Here is a 310-nt window from a genome sequence, read left to right as displayed (position 1 = left end):
CGTTTACAGGAACTAATAGCTTAACAGCACAAGATGCCTATGGCAATACAGTAACGAGCTTTGATGCCAGCAGCAATAACATTACAGTAAGCACGAGCTTAAGTGGAGCAATCACAGGCTTATCAGGCACGAATAAATTAAGTAGTGCCGGCGACTTTAGTAGTGGAGTAGCGAGCTTGACAAGCTTAGGCTTGAAATATACGGGAGCGGTAGGTTCAGGCACCTTCACGTTCACCCCAGTGAGCGGAACGGCAGTGACGAGTGGAAGTATAGACATCAATAGTGGTTCTGCGAATAAGTTTATCATTAC

General features: G+C 45.5%; 1 protein-coding gene. It reads left to right on the top strand.

Annotation, left to right across the window (positions count from 1 at the left end; genetic code table 11):
• The coding region (locus EWU23_RS13805) for a hypothetical protein (RefSeq protein ID WP_166233197.1) at nt 1-310 on the top strand (310 nt) is incomplete at both ends.

The organism is Aquirufa beregesia (assembly GCF_011090385.1).
Taxonomy (GTDB): domain Bacteria; phylum Bacteroidota; class Bacteroidia; order Cytophagales; family Spirosomataceae; genus Aquirufa; species Aquirufa beregesia.
The sequence above is the reverse complement of the archived record's forward strand: the minus strand, read 5'-3'. Positions and strand labels throughout refer to the sequence as shown.